An 18,094-nucleotide genomic window follows, 5' to 3' on the forward strand; every position below is an offset into this window, starting at 1 on the left:
CATACGCACGCTTGCAAATCTTTTGCAGACCGTTAGTTGAATACAACCGTTTTATTGTTATGCACCAGAATCCGATCCTCAACATGCCATTTGACAGCTCTTGCAAGCACCACGCGTTCGATGGTACGGCCAATACGCTTCAACTCATTCACATCATCCCGGTGGCTAACGCGCTGCACGTCCTGCTCAATAATCGGCCCGCCATCCAGCTCTTCGGTTACATAATGGGCAGTTGCTCCGATAATTTTCACGCCGCGGTTATAGGCTTGCGCATAAGGCTTGCCGCCGACAAAGGCCGGAAGGAAGGAATGGTGAATGTTGATAATCCGGTTCCGGTAATGTTCGATAAAGGTTGGCGAAATAATCTGCATGTAACGCGCAAGGATAATCACGTCGATATCATCGCCGATCACATCCAGCTGACGTTGCTCCGCTTGAGGCTTCGTATCCGCCGTAACCGGAATGTGGTGATACGGGATACCGAACGATTCTACGTATTCCTTCATATCCAAGTGGTTGCTTACCACTAACGCAATATCCGCATCCAGATCGCCTGCCTGCCATTGCCACAACAGCTCTACAAGGCAGTGATCTTCTTTTGAAACAAAAATCGCCAGCCGTTTCTTACGGACCGCATGGTAGATATTCCATTCCATACGGAATTGATCCGCAACCTCCCGGAAGGAGTCCTCAAGCTTGGGAAGCTTGCTGTTCAAATCCTCCAGATCAAATTCCACCCGCATAAAAAACATGCCGCCGGCCGGATCCATTGTATATTGATCAGACTGGACAATGTTGGCACCATGCTGGTACAGAAACTGGGAGACCGCCGCCACAATTCCTGGTCCATCCGGACAGGAGATCAGCATGCGGGCACGATTAGGGTACTGACCTGCCGCAGACGACAGATCCTTCTTGATGTGAATTTCCATGAGACTTGGTGATCCTCCTTTTAAATCTGCAATTAACGTCAATCGGCCTCTCAGGAAAACATGCCGCGACTTGCGGACGTTATCCTGAGAATGCCTTAGTATTCTGATTATAAAGCCATTTAATGAAGCTTATGAAGTCAGGGAAACACCGGACAACCAAGCGATCAGGCGCTGATTGATCTGCTCCTCCGAAAGGTCGGACAGCAGGCCGGCTGCCATGACCATATCATACAGACGCTCCATCGGTTCGCGAGGATCCGCCTTTTTGGCTTTGGCATCATTCTTCAGAAGCGTCCAGGTATCCAGCACGAACGAACGGGAGTCGATGCCTTCCTTCGCAAAGAAAGCACCCAGTTCTTCTACTTGCTGAGCAAAAGTCGGCCCGAAACGGCCTTCCACATCCCCGCGCAGAAGCGCAATTTCGATCTCATACATCGGACGCTGCGTTTTCGGATCTTTACCGATCCACGGCGTCTCCAGAATGAACGGTCTGCCCTGAAGCTTCTCATGATGAACCACTCTTTGAATGGCTTCATAGCCGATCCATCCGGTTCCAATCGGCGTATGACGGTCTTTACCCGCTCCACGCGGATTCTTGCTGTCATTCACGTGCACGACCGTTAACCGGTCAAGTCCGATCAGCTTGTCGAACTGCTCCAGCACGCCGTCCAGATCATTTACGATATCGTAACCCGCATCATGAATATGGCAGGTGTCGAGGCAGATGGCCAAGCGGTCATTGTACTTCACCTTATCAATAATGGAAGCAATTTCTTCAAAACTGCGTCCCATCTCGGTGCCTTTACCTGCCATCGTCTCCAGTGCAATCTTCACTTCGGTCTCATCCGTACCGCCGAGCACTTCATTAAGGCCTTCGGCAATTCGGTCGATGCCGTATTCCGCATCCTTATCGGTATACGCACCGGGATGGAGAACGATATTCTTCACGCCGACCGCATGCGTACGGCGAATCTCCTCTTGCAAAAAGCTTACCGCCAGCTCAAACGTGTTGGGCTTGTACGATCCGAGGTTAATAATGTACGGCGCATGGACCACGATCTCCTCAATGCCGCTTTCCTGCATGGCGGCTTTGCCTTCTTCGATAAACATCGAATCGATCGGCTTGCGGCGCGTGTTTTGCGGCGCGCCGGTATATATCATGAACGAGCTTGAGCCATATGACGTGGCTTCAGCCGTCGCAGTCAGCAATCCCTTGTCCGAAAACGACACGTGGGAACCAATTTTCAACATGCTGCATCCCCCTTTTTTAACACACAATTACACCTATTTTAGCTTGTATATCGAAATAAATCTAGAAATGCGTTATAATTCTCATGAAAGTGTCATGTGACAATAATCATTGAGGTGATATACAGATGAAGAGCACAGGGGCCGTCATGGGCTATTTGTCGTCCAGTGCGCCGCCGTCATGGTTCATGAACTCCATTGCATTCTGGGGATGGGTCATGCTTGGGTTGATGGGCATCGGCGGATTTTTCATGTTCCGCAAGTTTCTCAAAGTGCTTCCCAAAGCCGACGGCAAATCAAAGCTCGATTGGCAAAATTACTGGGTAGAGCGAAGCCGCCCGCTATGGACGGATGAATCCAAAGCATTTCTGGACGAACTGGTGCAGCCTGTTCCGGGACCATTCCGGGATATCGCCAAACACTCCATTGCAGCCGAAATCGGCAAAATCGCCGTCGAATCCGGCGCAACCGAGGTAACCCGGGATCACTGCATCAAAGGTTACATCGTGGCAACGCCGAAACGGGATTACAAATTCCTGATGAATTTCCTCCAGAAGAAGGAAATCGACTACAAGCCCTATCAGCATTTGATTAATAAGTAATAATACAACTTCAAATGAAACGACGGTACCTGCCTCATTCAAATGTTCGGACAAACCGTTGGGTCCGAATCATATCTCCCCCTAATCCTCATACAGAGGATCAGGGGGATTCGTTTTTTATTTCGTTAAATTGAAGGGATACGAATGAACTTGGCCTGTTTTTCTCCAAGAAAATCATGGAAATAAATCATAGATCACGTATAATGGAGTGTTATAAGAATTCTAATCCGATAGTCCTAGGAGGAAAGAATGGCGTGAAGTTGAAATTAGCAATTATTATCGTTTTACTTTTTACATGTATCGTGCCGACCGCAGGAGCGGCGCAAGCCAATATCGTCAATGTGGATGGCGTTAAAGTGGGGCTGCGACAGGCCCCTATTTTGCGAGACGGGGTGACCTTGGTACAATTCGCTCCGATATTCAAAAGCTTGGGTCTCTCTGTAAAGTGGGATCCCGCTAAACAGCAGATTACAGGAACTAAAAAAGGGATCAACCTTGTGCTGACCGTTGGCAACAAAAACGCCTATGTAAACGGCTCACGAATGCTGCTCGAATCTCCTCCGGTATCCTTGAACGGAAACATTTTCGTTCCGCTTCGCTTCATTAGCGAAGCCACTGGAGCAACCCTGGCCGTAAATGGAAATACCATCAACATTACCAGTTACAAAGGGACAGAGCCTTTTGTTCCTAAGCCTACACCGATCCCGCCGGTAAAAACGAAAGCCGTAAAAATCGAAGAGGAGTTGGAATCCAAATACTCGAATCTCTCTTTCGGAAAATTGCACCTAAACAACTTAACTTATGGCGTAACCGACGATTCGGATACACTCACCATTGCCGTAGAGATTTCCGATGAACAAACGATGCAGAACATTATCGACACCTTTGACAGCAAACCTTCAACAGGGCATCTGCTGACCAAAAACATTGCCAACCATGTACATAAAAAATATGGCTACAAAAAAGTTAATATCTTTATTATTACTTTTTTTATCCACTCGTCTTATCCAAGCGGATATGATGCACAATATAATATCTTCGTTCCGGAATACAATGTGTACGTTACACGCTGGCCCTTATACGGAGGATCTTATAATTACTCAAAAAAGGTCGCTAACTGGTACCTGGACCCAACCGGAGATACGGAGTACCTGATCTATTCAAGCTCGTTATAAAAATTTCGAACTTACACTTCAATAATAATAAAAAAAGAACCCCGGGTATTATGTTAAGGCAGATGGCTGCCTTTCAAAATCCGGGGTTCTTTATGTACTAAATAATATTAACCCCTTCGCAGGGTAAACGACCATCCGGCAATAATAAAAACATCCCCCTCCATCAGAGGATATTCTTTGTAAGGCACCATGGGTTCCCCCTTCAGCACCGTACCATTTCTCGAACCCAGATCCTTCAGGACGTAACCTCCGCCTTCACGCGAAAGCTCGACATGCGCACGTGAAGTCCCCACACCCTGTGCGACGAATTGGGCTACGTCAGGGGATCGGCCGATGATGAAATGGGGCTGATATAGTTCAATCCGCTGCGGGGCGGCTGCATTCGGTTCGTTTAGCTCGAGGTAAGCACCTGCTGAATACTGCACGGCTGGACGGGCTGCAGCATCCGGACTTAGTAGGACGGTAGCTCCCTCACCTCCAGGGAACGAAAGCACCTCCGTCCGTTGGGACAACTGGGCATAATAATCCCCCACTTCCCCATATGGATCCGCGGCCGCAGCTTCTGCCTCAGATGAACGCGAATAAGCATGGCCCTGCGGAGATTGTGCGGAATATCCCCCTGAATGGTGATCTCTCTCGGAGTTGAATGGAGATTTAGGGGCCCGCCATCTCCAGTTCTCTTTCCCCTCCTCAAGCCCTGCTTCTGCATTTCCAGCGTCTGTTTCCGAGTTATCCCCAAGAAGACCCGATAAAGGGTCCGCCTGAAAACGCGGGACAGACTTCCACTTGGAATGCTCCTGCGGACTAAGCTCTGTTGACTCGAACATGGGCAAGGAACCGGACCAATCGCCGGATCTCCGTGAGAGCAGCTGGAGTTTACCTGTCCAGCCAAGCCAGGTTACCGCAGCAAGCAGAATCGTAATACCTACCGACAACCCCAGCATCAATGGAGTAGGCTGATTCATGTAAAGCAATCTCCAAGCTCCCGCTGCGGCGAGCAAACATCCTAACATAATATAGGTGCGAATCGGCGAAGTCTTCTCATTATCTGAAGCTTCTGAATTTGTCTCATCCGTATGAGGCAGCCACGAAGGAGTGGAACCCAATGGGCTTCGACCCGCATGAGAATTCATTTCCTCGCTCTTGTCTCTCCTCCCGAACATCTCATTCGTACGTTCCTTCAGACCTTGAATTAAACTCTGTTTATCTGTGTAGATGTCACTCTCCGTCTGTGGCACTGCTGTCCGTCCATGAGTCGGTTCTGCAAATGCGAATGCAGGCTTGGAGCGAATGTTGCTTGATTGACTATCGGTATAGGGCGATCCTTGATTCAGACCTGAAGGCACTGCTGCATTTGCTTGAGTTACAGTACGATGGTCTTCACCCTCTCCGGCTAACAGTTCAATCACAAGCTTCTTAAGGCCCGGCAGATTGAAGCTCTGTTCGCTGCAGAACGACATCAGTGCCTGTATCCCTCCCCCTTTTAGCTCCGTCACCGATGCAAGCAACCTTGTCATTAGTTCCTTGAGCATAAGCGGAAGACGAGTGCCGCTTGCTTCGATGGCTGCAACGGGAACATAAGTTAAATATAAAGTGCCAAGATGCAGGGAACCTTCAATAAACAGATAATCCTCATGCAAAATATAATTCTCCGGTTGAAGCATATACAACTTGCTGTCTTCCAGAGCCGTGACGATCTGCAGCAGCAATCCAAAATATTCGGTCAGCGTCATGCGCTCGCTCTTTAACGTTTGAGATAGCATTTTTTTGCCGGTGATATCATACTCCAGCGTTACCTTATAATCGACTTCTTTCATATGCAGCTTCAGAAAATGAGGGATTCTCGACGAACGGATCATCCCTAGCTGTACATGATTAAGTTCTGATGATTGGATTCCTTCAGCCCGATCCAGCACCATAATGGTTCCACCGTTCTGCATAAAATCCGCCTTTAATCCGAGCATAAATTCCCCCTCCTACAAGTGCAGTACCACATACGTGCTGATTACACCAGGAAGGACGGCAATCATAAAAGGGAATCGCAAGTGTTCCTCCTGGCTGTTGCGCCATGGCAACCAGCTCTTCATCACAAAAACGCCGGCGATACTGCCAACGACAGTGCGTATTCGCTTCATCGTTTCCCGACGCCAGAGCAGGATAAGCAAACCGATGACACCGGCAAAAAGGACAGAATACATAATGCCCTGCAAGGTAAACCATAAGCCGGTCCAGGCACCAATGCCCCCAAACAGCTTAACGTCACCCGCTCCTACAGCCCCTATAAAATACATGATCAACAAGATAAGAAATCCGGCTCCAAGCCCCTTCAAAGAAAAGAGCAGCCCCTCCCACCCGTCCAGAACGCCATGATAGACAGGGCCGGACAGCATAGCCGAAACAGTTAAAACATTCGGTATTTTCATGGAGCGAAGGTCTGTAATGAATGCGGCGATCAAATAAACAGCACAAACACCAAAAGCAACGGCCATAAAACATCATAACTCCCTTGCTAAACTATTCACTGGAATAGCCGTGGTAGGATTTTAACTATGGATGCACAACGAACGATTCTTCGAATGACTCTCTTAAACGCTTATTTGAAAGACTTCTTTGAAGCACTTCTCTGAAACGCTTCTTGGAACACTTGGAATCCTTCATTTCGAACTCTTGCTATCAAGCTTCAAGAACCCGACCGCGCGACCACCGTAAACGGCACCTCAATCCGCTGCCCGTCTGCTGTCTCAACGACAAACAGCCACGTTCCCGGCGTTGTATTAAAGCCTACGTTCCATTCCCATTCGATATAGCCGTTCTCGTCCGCGGTCTCCCAACCCAAATATTTAGCCGTACTCTGACCGCTCTTATAATAGACTGACAATTGAGCACTGCTGCCCGGCGCCACTCGTACTTTTACCTTAGCCTGCTTGCTGGCAACGGCCGGATTCGGCTTCTCCAACAGCTCAATCGCCCCGTTTGTCCCGGATCCATCCCCTGAACCCGTCCCTCCTTCACCGGTATCGCCAATCCATAATCTCTCCTGAGCTTTTGCCTGCAGCACGATGCGTTTGTTCAAGAAAGGAACCCGGATCGGAAGGGCGTAATTCACCTCAATGCCGAAATAGGGACTCGCTCCGCTCTTCAAATTGGGAATGTGAACATTGGACACATGGATTCGGTCATAATCCAGAAGGTGGTCAGGCATGAACGGTTTCATCATCGGCTTGACCACGGGATCGAGTACGGCTTCCACGGTTTGGTTCTTAAGCTGCTGCAGCGGCTCCTCGCCTGACGCTACAGCTTGCGTGATCCACTCATTGACAGGAGCAGGAAGAGAGTCGCTGTAATTCGAAACCCAATCAGAAAGTGATAATTTGGGAATCTCCCAATGGGATGTGCTTGGTGACCCTTCTCCTGTTCCATTACCACCAGCATTAGCCTGCACGGCTAGAGAGACAGGATACATATGAGCCGCCACAGTTTTGACCGTATCCGATACGGTACTCTGGAGCGCTGTCGATATCAATGTCATTTGCACGATATAAATGAGAAAAATAACAAAAAACATAAACATCGGCAGCACAAGTGCAGCTTCCACGACCATGCTTCCTTGTTCCGATGACGCTTTACCTTTACGGAGAGGTGTCTGTATTTCCGATAATCGTTTCATTCAACTACCCCTAATCCTAATAGGAAAAATCCGCCTTGCGCTTCACCATGTAACGACTTCCCTGAACTTCGTCCCCATCGCTTCCAAATACAACGCCGATCGCCTTCGTCACCCCTGGAAGAAACCATAAACGCATGGCCGTCCTGACCTCTCCTGAAGCATAGGTAAATCGCTCCGCAGGATTGGTGCCGGTGTTCAATCGAATCAACGCCAACATGCGTGACAGCTTCTTCTCGTTATTGCTGTGAATAAGCAGAAATATTCGCAAATGATCTCTGTAAGTGAGCTCAATGGGGGCATACTTGGATAGCTGAACGCTCCCCTTCTGACACAACTGGATCATATCCTCTATGGCCTTCTCAATCCCATACAGAATGGCCGCCGCCAAAATCGCCAGCGGATTTCCTAATTTACTATTCACAATGAATCCTTCCATCGTCCGGACCGCGAGTCTGGAAGAAAGAATCTCTGCATAGGCCGCAGATATATTCCCAGCGGGGTTATGAAATCCGTATAGAATATACTCCACTTCCTGGTTCCCAATGTCGAATTCCTGGACGACATCTCCGCCGGTGTTGGAACCATCAACCATTCCGGTTAATTTCCCAATATCAAAATGCTGATAATAATGAACGGCGTATTCATTTTGAAACAGTTCATCCCTGACACCGCCAAGTACGTTCCCCATAAATCCAAACATACCGTCCATATTATCCATTGCCTGTTTACCGGCATCATACGGATCATCATCCATAGGCTTTCCCTTACTCATGCTGTCCGCTTCGGCATTAAATTGAAGACTTTCGTCATAGTACTGCTGGAGTTCACGGAACTCATCCATAATCGCCTGATGTTGTCCATTCAACCCGTTAATTGACTCAATGACTTTGGATGCCTGCTTCAGCTTCTGATTGGCCTGCTTCTCCATCGCCTTCCGTTCCTTGTCCGATGTGCGGAACTGTTCCAATGACGCCTGCTGCCGATCTATAATATTCCCACTGCCTGATGCTCCATAATTAGAAACAAAACGCTCTAATGTGCGACTGGCTTCAAGCACCGTTCCCTTCATTCCTTCTCCCCCTAGAGAAGACTGAAGAGTGGTTACTGCACGTCCAACTTGTTGGTATCGACTCTCCTGGCTGTCAATCTCTTGCCGGAAGCCGTTCAAGAATTCATCGCTATGAATCAATTTGTCAGCTTGCTTCCGTATGGATTGAATCATCTCCGCTTCTGCCCCCGAAGAATCGTTAGACCCTGGCGTTACATCATTCGTGACCTGATCATATCCCCTATTAGATGAACGATTCTCGGAATCCTTGATGACCTGCTTCATCTCTTCATTCAGATTCCTTGCTTCCTCCCATAATTGATGTGCATCTGAGAGCAGCTTGTCATTCTCCCTCTGAATTCGGCTGGCCTCCCTCGAAATCTGTGAGCCAATGGAAGAAATTCCGCTCCGGTAAGCCATGAGCAGCAGCGTATACTGTTGTTCCCTGGGAGGCCTGTCCGCATCCTCCTGTTGTTTAGCCTTATAATCCTCGTATTGTGATGCCACATCAGCGGCGGTATACATCCTGCCCCCTAGCGAAGTGTCGGAGATCGATTGTCCCGGCGGATCCATAACCAGCTTCGAAAGCCGGATTGCGCCCTCCCCTGCCTTACGCTGCTTTGCCAGCATCTCATCCAGTGCCGCTTCCCGCTTGTCATACAATTTACGAAGCTTCTTAAGAACATCTACCGTATTGGAAGCTTCCTTCATGGACTGCGATAACGGTTTGAACTTGTTCACTAATTCCAAAGTGAAATCAATCGGCGCTTTATACTTCATATCCTCGATAATCTGCCGGTTGAATATGTCATAGGTCCCTAGCGGACGCTGCAGCTCAAGACCCGAACTATCGAGCTCCATTGCCATTAACCGGAATGCATCGCTCCGTTCTCCCGGATTCATGCTGTCATTCAGCACATTGCCCATAATGAGATCGCCGCTGGTGTCCCCAAGGGCATACAATCCATATTCCTTCTGAAGCTGCGGATCATAGGAGGACATCACGGAGCGTACGGCCGCTCTGGTCAGCCTTTCGCTCTGCACCTTCATCGCTGCTATGCGGGAATAATCAATAAAGATAGCTACAAACATGAATACAGCAGCCAGGGCGATAATCAAAAAAACAGATACAGATCCATCGGAAGATCGGTCGCCCTCTCTCCTTATCCGACTCGACCGTGCTTTCCTATGCTTCGTCATGACTATCGCGAACCTCCGAACTTTTGTAGAACTTCTCCGGCGGCAGCTTTATCCGTTCCGTTTCTCCCGCCTTGAAACTTCGATCCGTAATATCGCATTAGATCCACCGTGCGAATAAATTCAACAGGGTCCACCACGATCGATTGTGCGCTGACCTTGATTTGACCCCCATCGTCCAATATTCGGCTCAATGGCGTCAGAGATACCTGCTCATTTAACGAAGTCGTTACCTTTCGAATCAGCAGCTGATTGGTATAACTCATCTCTCCCGCCATGCTTGTGGGAACAGCCTTGCCGCCCTTGAACATTTTGAGTTCGGGCAGTTTCCCGCCCCCTTCTTCGCCATGCGGCAATGAAATAGACTTCGTTTTCTCACCCCCAGCCAAGTCGAATAGAGTTCCTATAACATGATCATCCGTCAACCGCCAATATAGCGAATCATATTGTCCCTGCTCTACGGATCCCGTGGCTGCATTCTTATGGCTGTTATCCCAGTTATACGCAGTCCGCTCGGATGCTGCAGCTGAAGCTTGGACCAGCAAAGACTGTTGATAGATGTACAAACATAGGAACAGCAGCAATACCGTCACCATCAACACGATGGGAAGAACCAGGGAGGCTTCCACCGTGAAGCTCCCCGTCTCGTCCTTCCATCTTCTCTTAAGCCGATTATTCAAGGAACTCTTTGCTCTTGTTGTTCACGTTTTTAAACAAGTTGTTCACCAAGGCCGTAATCTGATCTTTAAATATAAGGGCGATAATCAAAATAACGACTAGGATCAGGATCATCTCAAGCGTTCCGATCCCTTTCTCATCCTTCCAAAAAGCTTTCATCCCGTTCTTCGCCATGTTTAACATCATATTTCGCACACCGTTCCCTTCTACATGTTCATCATCATAAATGCAGGCGCTCCGAGCAAAACAATCACGATCATGAAGATGACCACCATTGGCAGTACCAGCTTCGAGGAGGCCTGCTCGCCCCTTGTTCTTGCAATGGCCTTGCGCTTCTCCCACAGCACTCGGGACAAATCCCGCAGTGCCAGGACAAAGTCATTCCCGCCGCGCCGAAAATTAAGCAAAACGGTTGTTGTAAATATCGATACTTCCTGAACGCCGCACCGTTTATTGAACTGTTCGAAGGCTTGCTGGAACGGATGGCCTCCCTCCCATTCAAGCACCATTCTCTTCAGCTCAGCATACAGGGGATGGTTTGCGTTCTTGTTCCGTTCCACGCAATGAATGATCGCCCGCTGCACCGTCTCGCCGGCCCCGACAAGCAAAACAATCTTGTTCAGAAGCTCCGGCAGCTCCATCACGATATCCTGCTCACGCAGCGTGACCTTTTTATGGAGGTCCTTCACCAAAGCGACGGGCAGCAATGCCCCCAATGCCAATCCAGCCAGAAGTCCGATTGCATCCCCGGACAGCAACGACCACAAGCAGCCGCCGATCAAAATAAGCCATGTATACGCAAGTGCCTCGGCCATAAACAACAACGTCATTTCCGCGCTGTGCCGCAGACCATGGATCTTCTGGACTGAGCCCTGCATCCGATAGAACACGATCGGAAAACGCATCGGAATCTTTCCCTGCTCCAGCAGGAACAACAGAGGCGGTGTTAACCGCTGCAGCCTGAGCCCATCCATGGGCACTTTGCTGAGACGATGGTATCGTTCGCCGCACATTTGATTCAGCACCACCCAACCACCCACAAGCAGAACCATCAGCGCACCGGATATCCATGTCAGCATCCCCGCCTCACCTCCTTACACCTTGATATTCATCATTTTGGTGATCCATAAGAAACATCCTCCTAAAGCCGCCAATGCAAAAGTAGAGATCATGATCCCCGATCCGCTATACATGGGCTCCATATAATCGGGAGACGTCAGGTTCATGAACAGCAGCAGCAGGAACGGCGCAGCCAGCAGCGCCTTGGATTCGAACCGCTTCTGGGCGATCATCACAGATATCTCCTGCTGAATATCCAGCTTTTCTCCGATGACTGAAGAAGTTCTCCGCACGACTTCAACCAGATCGCCGCCTGTGCGTTTGCAAGTTGAGAAGACATCGGCAAAATTCGTTAGATCCTCCATCCCCGCCCTCTGTGCAAAATCTTGCAGTGCCACTTCGATAGGCTCGCCGTACTCCAAACGGGACACAATGACTTTGAGTTCGAAGATCAGATCGCTACTGCCTCCGGGATCCAGCAGCAGCAAGTCCTGAACGGCATCCCTGAATCCGTTCTCCACGGAGCGGCCGGCCGACAGAGACGAGGACAAGGAGTAGAGAGCTTGCTTGAAGTGAAGATTCAGCGTCCTGCGTCTGCGTTCCAGCATAAACCGTCCCCAAAATTTAGGGATCGTCAGACCTGCCGTTCCAAGCAGCAGCGACAAAATCAGATCGTGATAAAACAGATAACCGATGGAGAAAAACATAAGACCGCCAAGGATAATGCATCCCATTCTCTGTCTCATCGAGAGATGATAGACGCCGTAATCCGGAAGAGTGTTGGTTCCAACTGGAGCAGCTTGCTCACGCTTTCCAGCTCCATTCCTCCTCTTGATCACCCGCTCACCTTGACCCTCTTCCGGGGTCAAGACCGAACCTTCAGATCGCTTCATGACGTCACCTCCATCATCTTCTGCAGCGGCCAAGCCGTAATCCCGGCCATATGAAGCTTGTCCGCCGATTGAAGCGGATTGCCGCAAGGCTCAAGAGACCCAATCACCCGGCCGCCCGATTCGTCCGTTTCACGGAACCGGTACAGCTGATTCAGCACCACCTCGCCATCGCTCATTCCGATCACTTCGCTAATCTCCGTTACGCGTCGCGATCGATCCCTAAGCCGGGATAAATGAACGAAAATATCGATCGCCGAGCTTATCTGCTGACGGACTACACTGATCGGAAGATCCGCGCCGCTCAGCACCATCGTTTCCAAACGGCTGATCATGTCCTGTGTGCTGTTAGCGTGCCCCGTCGACAGACTTCCGTCATGCCCGGTATTCATCGCCTGCAGCATATCCAGCGCCTCGCTTCCCCGCACCTCGCCCACTACGATCCGATTGGGGCGCATCCGCAGCGAGGAACGGATCAGATCGCGTATCGCGATTTCTCCCCGGCCTTCCGTGTTAGCATTCCGGGTCTCCAGCGACACGAGGTTCGGGACCGTCACGATCTTTAATTCCGCCGAATCCTCAATCGTGATGACACGCTCATCAGGCGGAATATACTGCGATAATGCATTCAGGAAAGTCGTCTTCCCCGAACCCGTCCCTCCGCCTATAAAAATGTTGTATTTCCCCTTAACCAGTATCCGAAGCTGCTCCGCTGCCTCCTCTGTCAGGGCGCCCCTTCGTACCAGGTCCTCCATCGTCATCGGCGATTCCGGAAACTTACGGATCGTCATGGTCGGCCCTTTCAGCGCTATGGGAGGAAGCACGATATTTACCCGCGAGCCATCCTTCAATCTGGCGTCAACGATGGGCGTGGATTCGTTCACCACCCGGTTTACCGTACCGACAATGCTCTGAATGATATCCTCCAGGCGGCTCTGCGATTCGAATTGGAGCGGCAGCTTCTTCACCTCCCCATCCTGCTCGATGAATATATCCTGGTGGCTGTTAATCATAATTTCCGTAATTCGAGGATTATCCACTAAGGGTTGAAGCACATCCAACCCACGAAAAGAATCAAATACCCTGCGCACCAGCCGCCGCTTCTCAGCGGCTGTCAGTTCCATGAGCTCGCGTCTTCTCCACACCATTTCCTCGATACGGGCCATTAATTCCGAATTGTTAATGCTCGCACTCATATCAAGCTCGGAACGAACCTGGTCACGAACCGACTTGAACGGATCCTCCATCATCACTGCCCACCACCCGCTTGCAACGCCATGATACCCGAGCCCTCCAGCAGCTGCTGGCAGAGCTTCAATACCTCTCTCTGATAGATGGGTGAGGACAACAGCAGTTCTTCCCGATGAAGCTGTTTCCATGAAGGAATATAAGGCAGTACGCTGTCTATGCTTATATCCTTGCGGGGGAATCCGTTAACAAGTTGTCCTGTGTACCGATTGACAATGAATTGGCTCCGCTTCTTCAGGCTCCCGAAAAGCGCGGGATCCTCAAGCTCCAATTGATCCATCCACACACCGCTCTTATACATACTCATGAGATCATCTAATAAAACCCAGATAAGCACCCCGGCCTGCTCAAGAACCGTCTGCATTCGTTCATCCATGCACCTCTCGGTATCCACGACAATGACATCATATTGATTACACGATACGAGGGAAGCCAGCAGCAAAGCCGTGTCCTCCATGGTCATCTCCGTGATTTCCTTTACATTGAAGCTGGGCTCAAAGGAATCGCACTTCAGGCCATGATGTCTGATGATATAAGGGGTTACTGACAAATCGGTCCCCGAAGCCGTTTCTTGTGAGGCCTTAATGTCGTACAACAATCTTGAAAAGCTCCCCTCCATGCCCACCGAACCGGAAGGAAATAATGCACTGCTGTTCACCGTCTCCAAATTGAGATAGAACACCTTTAATCCCAGCACGCCCAGCTGCTTCGCCATGTTCATTGCTATCGTTGACTTCCCGCTCCCGCTCAGGGGAGATACAATCCCAATCACCGAGGTTGTTCCGACATTCAATTTCTCCAGCGCTCCACCGCTTCGCTTACAGTGGGTGATGATGACTTCCATCAGCTGAGGCAGCGGTTGATACTTGAATGTACTGCTGCCGCCCTCTACAAGAGAAGAAGATGAATGACCTTCACTTAGAAGCAGCCAAGGAACCGAAGTCTCCCCCCGGTTAAGCCAGCTCTCCAGCATTTCCGTATCCCCCACGACCAGATTGGGCACTTCCCCCACTTCCATATAATGTAGAAATGAATCGATGCGGGTAAATGCGGTTACCTGAAGAGCCGATCCGTAAGAACTTCCATGCAAATAACTCAGCAGCGGTTCAACATACCGGGAATCCTGCACTGCCAGCACAAGTCGGGCCGGTATCATAAAGCCAATCCCTCTCTTCTGTAACAACGCCAAAAAGCACCGTCCAAGGCCGCAATATGCGGTCCATGAACGGTGCTTCCGTTGTCTGTTATAATTTGACATTAGAATATCACAGTTGCAGAAGAACGGCAAGATATTATTTTGATATACAGATAGCCCTTATTCACTATTGTCAAAACAAGGATATATGTCCTACTATATAGGCTTAGAACGAATGTTCTCTATATAAGAACTACTTATATAGAACCAACATTACATAAACTCCTAAACCATCTGAACCAAACTTCCAAGCCAGGAGAGTGACAACAAGTGAACAAACGAATGTTAACCGCTGTGCTAACCGCCTTGCTGCTATTATCAGGCTGCAGCCAGCCGCTGATGTCCCCGGCGACATCAAACGAAGGAACCGCAACAAGCGTTAAATCCGAAGCCAAGACCAACAACACCAGTACAACGAATTCCAAACAAACGACCTATCCAACCGATGATCTGAATCTTCCGCGGGCAGCCGTGGAACTGGTCAAAGCCGTTGACGGTGACACCATCAGCGTGATGTTCGAAGGGAAGAAGGAGAATGTCCGGATGCTCCTGATCGATACCCCCGAGACGAGTCATCCGAAGCTGGGCGTACAGCCATTCGGGCCCGAGGCCAAGGCTTTTACGAAGGATCTGGTGGAACAAGCCGACCTTCTTGAATTGGAATTTGATATCGGTCCGAACCGGGATAAATACTCCAGGCTGCTTGCGTATGTATATGCCGACGGAAAAATGGTCCAGGAATCGCTGCTTGAAGAAGGGCTCGCCCGCGTGGCCTATATCTACCCGCCCAACACCCGCTATGTGGACAAATTTGATGATTTGCAGCGGATCAGCCGGGACCAGGCGCTCGGGATATGGAGCGTAGAGAACTATGCCCAGGAAGACGGCTTCCATCCGGAGGAGCAGGACAACACAAACAACAAGAACAACAGTAGCCGTAATAACACAGCGGCAGCCCAAGCTCCGAAAGAGAACAGCCAAGCGTCCAAGCAAGGCTGCGACATCAAGGGCAACATCAACTCGAAGGGCGAGAAAATCTACCATACTCCCGAATCCCCATACTATGAGCGCACGAAGCAGGAGCAGTGGTTCTGCAGCGAGGCAGAAGCCGTCCAGGCCGGTTTCCGGGCCCCGAAGTAAACTCATCTGATATATGAAATGTACTCTCATGTTCATCTTATATAAATTTTAGCTTTAATTGAAAAGGAGCCACCAGCCATGGGGAACAAGAAACCTCCAGCAATCCAACCAAATGAAAGTCAACCGTCAAATCCAAGCTCTGCCGCATGGTACAAAACCGTCTGGAGATGGCATTTCTATGCCGGCATCATTTTTGCTCCCTTTCTGATCATCCTGGCGATCACCGGCTCCGTTTACTTATTTAAGCCTCAGATTGAACAAGCGCTATATCGGGACTACTACACGGTAACCCCTCAGGTTGAACGGGTAACGCCCAGCAAGCTGGTCGGACAAGTGAAAGAGCTCTACCCTGACGCTACGATCACGAAATACCGCCCCGGCGAGTCGGACTCCCGATCTACAGAGATCAGTTTGACCTCAGGGGGCGAATCCATGACCGTCTTCATGGACCCTTATACGGGAGAAAAGATTGGCGAGCTGAAAGACAAAGACCGCATCATGGACAAAATCGAGGAATTCCACGGCGAGCTGATGGTCGGGACCGTGGGGGACCGGATCGTGGAGCTAGCCGCCTGCTGGGCGATCGTGCTGATCATTACCGGATTATTTTTATGGTTTCCGAAAAATAAAAACAAAAGCAAAAAGAAAAGAAGCCTCGCGGGGATCCTGTACCCGAGGCTCGGCAAGGGCAAGCAGATTCTCCGCAGGGACCTGCACGCCGTTCCCGCCTTCTGGATCGCGGCAGGCATGCTGTTTCTCATTATGACCGGCTTGCCCTGGTCAGGCCTGTGGGGCAGCAATTTTCAAACCATGGCAACTAACACCGGCGCTGGTTATCCCCCTTCCATCTGGTCAGGCAGTGCGCCATCCTCCCATGTGGTTCAGACGAAGGAAGTCGCAGAGGTCCCTTGGGCGGCCGAAAATCTGGAGGTACCTAACTCCACCATCTCCGACTTTACGCCGCTTCCAATCGAAGATGTCATGTACGTAGCCCGAAGCGAGGGGATCCATCCTAGCTACACCATCAGCATTCCACAGCAAGCGGACGGGGTGTACACGTTGTCGGCCTATCCGCCGAAAGCCCAAGATGAGGCTACCATGCATATCGACCAGTACAGCGGCGCGGTGTTGGCGGATTATCGCTATGACCATTACGGGGTCGTTGGTAAAGCCGTTGCCCTAGGCATTACACTGCATAAAGGAACCCAATTCGGTATCGTTAACCAAATCTTCAGTTTGCTTATATGCATAGGAATCATTTTCATTGCGGTGAGCGGTCTGTACTTGTGGTGGAAGCGAAAACCGGAGCATGGACTGGGGGCGCCAAAAGCACCCGAGGTTAAAGCCAAGAACATGAAGGTATTCCTTCTGCTTCTCATCGCTTTGGGGATCCTGTTCCCGCTTGTGGGCTTGTCGCTCATCATCGTGTGGATCATCGATTATGTTATCGTTCGGAGGGTACCGGCGATCAAGACATTTCTGAATGCCTGATTCAGTCTATACTCTAACTACAATAAGGGGTGGCGGTTTCATGATCATGAAAAGCCGTTTTATATTATCCGCACTGCTATCGGTCCTGCTGCTGAGCGCTTGTTCGGCCAGTCCCGAAGCAGTCAACCGGTATGAAAAAGAAATCCCGCTGATCGCCGAGGTGAACATTCCGGAGACGTTATATGTTCATCAACCGGAGACCATTGAGATCATTCTCACCCAGGATGGCCAAAGGGTACCTGGTGCGGATTTTGTCCACTACGAACTGTGGAGCCATGACGGCTCCCTGCGGGATCCCATGACGGATGCGGTAGAGGTCGGTGATGGCGTGTATACGGTAACCAAGACCTTCGATAAAGAGGGACTGTATTTCATCAAATTGCACAGCGGCAACAACGGTTCCATCATCATTCCCCAGAAACCGTTCGCCGTCGGCAAACTGTCCGAGGCCGAGCTTGCCTACCTGCAAGCAGGAACTCCGACATTTCAAGAAGGTACGGCAGAACATCATCATTAATACAAGT

The 18,094-nt window shown here is 50.0% G+C and carries 17 protein-coding genes; 5 read left to right on the forward strand and 12 right to left on the reverse strand.

Annotated elements, in window-relative coordinates:
- Positions 1–32: 32 nt before the first annotated feature.
- Together purU and M4D81_RS20385 are read right to left on the reverse strand one after the other, a co-directional pair.
- Positions 33–932, reverse strand: coding sequence for a formyltetrahydrofolate deformylase (purU, locus tag M4D81_RS20380; protein ID WP_260067886.1), 900 nt, complete (start codon positions 930–932; stop codon positions 33–35).
- Positions 933–1,061: 129 nt separating this feature from the next.
- Complete coding sequence (locus M4D81_RS20385) at positions 1,062–2,183, reverse strand: deoxyribonuclease IV (RefSeq protein WP_260067887.1); 1,122 nt, start codon at positions 2,181–2,183, stop codon at positions 1,062–1,064.
- Between the two features lie 125 nt (positions 2,184–2,308).
- Between M4D81_RS20385 and M4D81_RS20390 the strand changes: the two genes are divergently transcribed.
- Together M4D81_RS20390 and M4D81_RS20395 are read left to right on the forward strand one after the other, a co-directional pair.
- A complete protein-coding gene (locus tag M4D81_RS20390) occupies positions 2,309–2,782 on the forward strand; it encodes a DUF2621 domain-containing protein (protein WP_009594427.1) in 474 nt (157 codons plus the stop codon).
- A 254-nt stretch (positions 2,783–3,036) separates the two neighbouring features.
- Positions 3,037–3,957: a copper amine oxidase N-terminal domain-containing protein gene (locus M4D81_RS20395; RefSeq protein WP_260067888.1), complete on the forward strand. Its 921-nt coding sequence runs from the start codon at positions 3,037–3,039 to the stop codon at positions 3,955–3,957.
- A gap of 107 nt (positions 3,958–4,064) precedes the next feature.
- Here the strand turns inward: M4D81_RS20395 and M4D81_RS20400 are convergent, their stop codons facing one another.
- From M4D81_RS20400 to M4D81_RS20445, 10 genes are all read right to left on the reverse strand, one after another.
- A complete protein-coding gene (locus M4D81_RS20400) occupies positions 4,065–5,921 on the reverse strand; it encodes an FHA domain-containing protein (RefSeq protein ID WP_260067889.1) in 1,857 nt (618 codons plus the stop codon).
- A 12-nt stretch (positions 5,922–5,933) separates the two neighbouring features.
- Positions 5,934–6,446 (reverse strand): A24 family peptidase, encoded by a 513-nt coding sequence (locus M4D81_RS20405; protein WP_071222597.1) that lies wholly within the window; start codon positions 6,444–6,446, stop codon positions 5,934–5,936.
- A gap of 191 nt (positions 6,447–6,637) precedes the next feature.
- Positions 6,638–7,624, reverse strand: coding sequence for a TadE/TadG family type IV pilus assembly protein (locus tag M4D81_RS20410; RefSeq protein WP_397376766.1), 987 nt, complete (start codon positions 7,622–7,624; stop codon positions 6,638–6,640).
- Positions 7,625–7,640: 16 nt separating this feature from the next.
- Positions 7,641–9,872: a TadE/TadG family type IV pilus assembly protein gene (locus tag M4D81_RS20415; RefSeq protein WP_260067890.1), complete on the reverse strand. Its 2,232-nt coding sequence runs from the start codon at positions 9,870–9,872 to the stop codon at positions 7,641–7,643.
- A gap of 2 nt (positions 9,873–9,874) precedes the next feature.
- Positions 9,875–10,549 (reverse strand): TadE family protein, encoded by a 675-nt coding sequence (locus M4D81_RS20420; RefSeq protein ID WP_260067891.1) that lies wholly within the window; start codon positions 10,547–10,549, stop codon positions 9,875–9,877.
- Entirely contained in the window at positions 10,542–10,733 is a 192-nt protein-coding gene (locus M4D81_RS20425; RefSeq protein ID WP_015737227.1) for a Flp1 family type IVb pilin, read from the reverse strand. The genes M4D81_RS20420 and M4D81_RS20425 overlap by 8 nt, the downstream gene beginning before the upstream one ends.
- Before the next feature lie 20 nt (positions 10,734–10,753).
- Positions 10,754–11,626, reverse strand: a complete 873-nt coding sequence (locus tag M4D81_RS20430) for a type II secretion system F family protein (RefSeq protein WP_071222593.1) — start codon at positions 11,624–11,626, stop codon at positions 10,754–10,756.
- A gap of 15 nt (positions 11,627–11,641) precedes the next feature.
- A complete protein-coding gene (locus M4D81_RS20435) occupies positions 11,642–12,499 on the reverse strand; it encodes a type II secretion system F family protein (RefSeq protein WP_071222592.1) in 858 nt (285 codons plus the stop codon).
- The gene (locus tag M4D81_RS20440) at positions 12,496–13,746 is read right to left on the reverse strand and encodes a TadA family conjugal transfer-associated ATPase (RefSeq protein ID WP_260067892.1); all 1,251 of its coding nucleotides are present in this window, start codon (positions 13,744–13,746) and stop codon (positions 12,496–12,498) included. Before M4D81_RS20440 ends, M4D81_RS20435 begins: the two co-directional genes overlap by 4 nt.
- Entirely contained in the window at positions 13,746–14,900 is a 1,155-nt protein-coding gene (locus M4D81_RS20445; protein WP_260067893.1) for a P-loop NTPase family protein, read from the reverse strand. Before M4D81_RS20445 ends, M4D81_RS20440 begins: the two co-directional genes overlap by 1 nt.
- Positions 14,901–15,209: 309 nt before the next feature.
- On the opposite strand from M4D81_RS20445, the gene M4D81_RS20450 reads away from it, so the two are divergent.
- The 3 genes from M4D81_RS20450 to M4D81_RS20460 all read left to right on the forward strand — a co-directional run bounded on the left by M4D81_RS20450 (position 15,210) and on the right by M4D81_RS20460 (position 18,087).
- Complete coding sequence (locus M4D81_RS20450) at positions 15,210–16,079, forward strand: thermonuclease family protein (RefSeq protein WP_071222589.1); 870 nt, start codon at positions 15,210–15,212, stop codon at positions 16,077–16,079.
- A 78-nt stretch (positions 16,080–16,157) separates the two neighbouring features.
- Positions 16,158–17,570, forward strand: a complete 1,413-nt coding sequence (locus tag M4D81_RS20455) for a PepSY-associated TM helix domain-containing protein (protein ID WP_260067894.1) — start codon at positions 16,158–16,160, stop codon at positions 17,568–17,570.
- Between the two features lie 40 nt (positions 17,571–17,610).
- Entirely contained in the window at positions 17,611–18,087 is a 477-nt protein-coding gene (locus tag M4D81_RS20460; protein WP_071222587.1) for a FixH family protein, read from the forward strand.
- Positions 18,088–18,094: the final 7 nt, after the last annotated feature.

Source organism: Paenibacillus sp. p3-SID867 (genome assembly GCF_025142895.1).
In the GTDB taxonomy this organism is placed as follows: Bacteria; Bacillota; Bacilli; order Paenibacillales; family Paenibacillaceae; genus Paenibacillus_AQ.

Bases quoted from the DNA above. Each gene is read 5' to 3' on its own strand.
- M4D81_RS20445 (WP_260067893.1), bottom strand. From the start codon at position 14,900: ATGATACCGGCCCGACTTGTGCTGGCAGTGCAGGATTCCCGGTATGTT.
- M4D81_RS20390 (WP_009594427.1), top strand. From the start codon at position 2,309: ATGAAGAGCACAGGGGCCGTCATGGGCTATTTGTCGTCCAGTGCGCCG.
- purU (WP_260067886.1), bottom strand. From the start codon at position 932: ATGGAAATTCACATCAAGAAGGATCTGTCGTCTGCGGCAGGTCAGTAC.
- M4D81_RS20440 (WP_260067892.1), bottom strand. From the start codon at position 13,746: ATGATGGAGGATCCGTTCAAGTCGGTTCGTGACCAGGTTCGTTCCGAG.
- M4D81_RS20430 (WP_071222593.1), bottom strand. From the start codon at position 11,626: ATGCTGACATGGATATCCGGTGCGCTGATGGTTCTGCTTGTGGGTGGT.
- M4D81_RS20400 (WP_260067889.1), bottom strand. From the start codon at position 5,921: ATGCTCGGATTAAAGGCGGATTTTATGCAGAACGGTGGAACCATTATG.
- M4D81_RS20415 (WP_260067890.1), bottom strand. From the start codon at position 9,872: ATGACGAAGCATAGGAAAGCACGGTCGAGTCGGATAAGGAGAGAGGGC.
- M4D81_RS20435 (WP_071222592.1), bottom strand. From the start codon at position 12,499: ATGAAGCGATCTGAAGGTTCGGTCTTGACCCCGGAAGAGGGTCAAGGT.
- M4D81_RS20405 (WP_071222597.1), bottom strand. From the start codon at position 6,446: ATGGCCGTTGCTTTTGGTGTTTGTGCTGTTTATTTGATCGCCGCATTC.
- M4D81_RS20410 (WP_397376766.1), bottom strand. From the start codon at position 7,624: ATGAAACGATTATCGGAAATACAGACACCTCTCCGTAAAGGTAAAGCG.
- M4D81_RS20460 (WP_071222587.1), top strand. From the start codon at position 17,611: ATGATCATGAAAAGCCGTTTTATATTATCCGCACTGCTATCGGTCCTG.
- M4D81_RS20385 (WP_260067887.1), bottom strand. From the start codon at position 2,183: ATGTTGAAAATTGGTTCCCACGTGTCGTTTTCGGACAAGGGATTGCTG.
- M4D81_RS20425 (WP_015737227.1), bottom strand. From the start codon at position 10,733: ATGATGTTAAACATGGCGAAGAACGGGATGAAAGCTTTTTGGAAGGAT.
- M4D81_RS20455 (WP_260067894.1), top strand. From the start codon at position 16,158: ATGGGGAACAAGAAACCTCCAGCAATCCAACCAAATGAAAGTCAACCG.